Raw genomic sequence first — 2,712 nt, forward strand, 5'->3', positions numbered from 1 at the left:
GATGCGGAGTACAGAGGGCTGACTTATCAGGACGCGCATTTAGCGCGTCAAACTCACTGTTTTCAGTTTTAAGCCAGAAGCGGACTTACCTGTTATAAATTACAACGCAACCCACGCTGTAGTAAGGCTGGACATAATTATTTGTATCCAGCCCATTATTTCATTTATTGATTTCTGGCACCTGGCCTGAAGGCATGCGTTTTCCCGATGTAAGCGATGAGAAAGGCGACCGCCATAAAGACCATCAGTGCCCAGGGAAAGGATGCCGCACCGGCATTATTGAGGAGCACGCCCCCGACAACGCCGCCGCTTGCGATAGCCAGATTCCATGCGGTAGTTACCATCGCCTGAACAACATCGACATGATTGCCGGCCGCATCAGCCGCTGCTGTCTGCATCTGGGTTGACGCACCGCCAAATGACCATCCCCACACGATAACCGCCAGCATGACAACGCTCTGCTCTCGCATGCCCGCAGCTAGCACCACTGAAACAGTAGCCAGCGCTGCAAGGCTGAGCAGAACTAGTTTACGGAGGTGACGATCAACCAGCGTTCCGGTAATCCAGATGCCGACAAGTGCGGTAAGACCGAAAACAAGCAGGACGAGGCCGATGCGCTCTGTCAGACCCGACAACTCCAGAAATGGCCCTATAAACGTATAAAGGATGTTGTGGGCGGTCATCCATAAAAAGATGACCGCCAGAACTGGACGCACGCCGGGCATCATAAAAACCTTCAACACGGGCAAACGCCGCTCAGCCTGTTGTCCCGGCAGATCAGGAGCCACCACTAACGTCCAGATAAACAAAATAACCGCCAACGCTGCCATGAGACCAAACGACACTCGCCACCCCATTATGCCGCCCAGCCATGCTCCTGCCGGAGTGCCCAGTGACAGAGCAATCGGAATGCCGACCATAGCAATAGCCAGCGCGCGGCCTTGTAAATCAGCCGGAACGAGGCGCCGCGCATAGCCAGCCAGTATCCCCCATGCCAACCCTGCCGCCACACCGGACATAAAGCGAGCCGCAAGCGTCAGCGAGTAACTGGTCGAAACGGTCGTAATCGTATTGAAAACCACAAAGGTTCCCACCGCCAGCAACAACACCTTTTTACGGCGCCATCCGCTGGTAAGCACCGTTAGCGGAATCGCTGCGAGCAGCGAACCCAGCGCATAGATGCTCACCAGTTGACCCGCCATCACCTGTGAAACGCCAAGGCCCTCTCCGATGGCCGGAAGCAGGCCCGCCGGAAGCGTCTCAGTCAGGATGGCGATAAAGCCGGTCATGGCAAACGCCAGCAAGGTCGCCAGAGGCAACCTACGCGATGTTATCGAGGTCGGAAATTCTGTATTAACGTGCACGATGAGCCCTTTTTGATATTACTGAAATAGCTGAATAATTCGCAAAATCATATTGCGAACACATATATACTAATTGGTATATATATTCGAAGCTATAGATCACCTTGCGGGTTGTCAAGAACATATGTATCGATTAGTATTTATGTATCATTTGCCAGACGAGGAGAAGGTATGGCTAAGATGGGACGTCCACGAACATTCGATCGCGACGAAGCAATTCGTCAGGCAATGTACCTTTTTTGGCAGTATGGCTATGAGTCCACTTCGCTTGCCTTGCTTAAAGCAAATCTCGGTAACGGCATAACCGCACCGAGCTTTTATGCGGCATTTGGTTCGAAAGAAGCGCTGTTTGAAGAAGTTGTTGATTGCTATTCGTCAACTTATGGTCAGGTTAACGATTGCCTCTGGGATGACAGTCTCAACCCGCGTGAGGCTACTGAACTGGCGTTGCGACGTTCAGCAAAAATGCAGACAGAGCAGGGACATCCAAGCGGCTGTCTTATCGCGTTATCTATTAATACCTGTTCGCCCGGGCACGAGCATATTGGCCAGATTCTTGAAGCACGACGCACCCGTACCCGCGAAGGATTCCTTAAGTGCGTCCTTAGAGCAATTGATTCGGGCGAGCTGGCCGCAGACACCGATGCACGGGCGCTGGCCATATATTTGCACAGCTTTGAGATAGGCCTGTCAACTGAAGCGCGTGATGGCGTAACAGGCGAAGAACTTAATGCCTCGGTATCATTTGCGATGAAGGCTTGGGACGCAAATAGTTTGCTGAGTGAGAATTGATGATAAAGAGATGTTATCAAAGTCCGCTCCTGGCACGAAGGAGACGCGCGAGGAAGGTCAGCTAAGAGCTGGCTAGCGAACAATACATTGAGCAGAAAGGCGTAGGAAATCTCGCTACTTTCTTTCAGGCCAACCACCCGGTTCAGTTGGCCTTCATTTGAAACCTTGTTATATGGGAATCGGTCAGGTCAGCGCAACCCTCACCTTTAGTCCAATAATGAGCGTGGCAAAAAACATTATGCAACCAGCGGTGATGAAAACACCTGTTACGCCGCTGATACCAAAGCAGCACCCGCAGCAATTGAGGACTGAACTGCTGCGACTACCATGCCGCCAGCGGTTTCAGCCTGATCGGGAACGGAACGCGCTACCCAGTTTGACCACGCAACGGGTACGCCACCAAATGCCATCCCCCATAACGCGACGAACAACATCAATCCTTTTTCCTCTAGTGGCAGCAAAATCATGCTCAATGCCGCTAAACCGACAAGCGCTGGCATTAGTATCAGGGTAAGACGGAGGCTTCTCTCCATCAGCCACCCCGCCAGCAGCGTAC

General features: G+C 52.3%; 2 protein-coding genes and 1 pseudogene. 1 reads left to right on the forward strand and 2 read right to left on the reverse strand.

Annotation, left to right across the window (positions count from 1 at the left end):
- Positions 1-164 precede the first annotated feature (164 nt).
- On the reverse strand, positions 165-1,364 hold the full coding sequence (locus J5224_RS24655; protein WP_264627857.1) for an MFS transporter: 1,200 nt from the start codon (positions 1,362-1,364) through the stop codon (positions 165-167).
- 171 nt (positions 1,365-1,535) lie between these two features.
- Here J5224_RS24655 and J5224_RS24660 point away from each other — a divergent pair, with 171 nt between their 5' ends.
- Positions 1,536-2,156, forward strand: a complete 621-nt coding sequence (locus J5224_RS24660; RefSeq protein ID WP_264627858.1) for a TetR/AcrR family transcriptional regulator — start codon at positions 1,536-1,538, stop codon at positions 2,154-2,156.
- A 183-nt stretch (positions 2,157-2,339) separates the two neighbouring features.
- On the opposite strand, the pseudogene J5224_RS24665 reads toward J5224_RS24660, so the two are convergent.
- Positions 2,340-2,712 (reverse strand): annotated as a pseudogene (locus J5224_RS24665) (MFS transporter); the annotation flags it as partial.

This window comes from Candidatus Symbiopectobacterium sp. NZEC135, assembly GCF_025962695.1.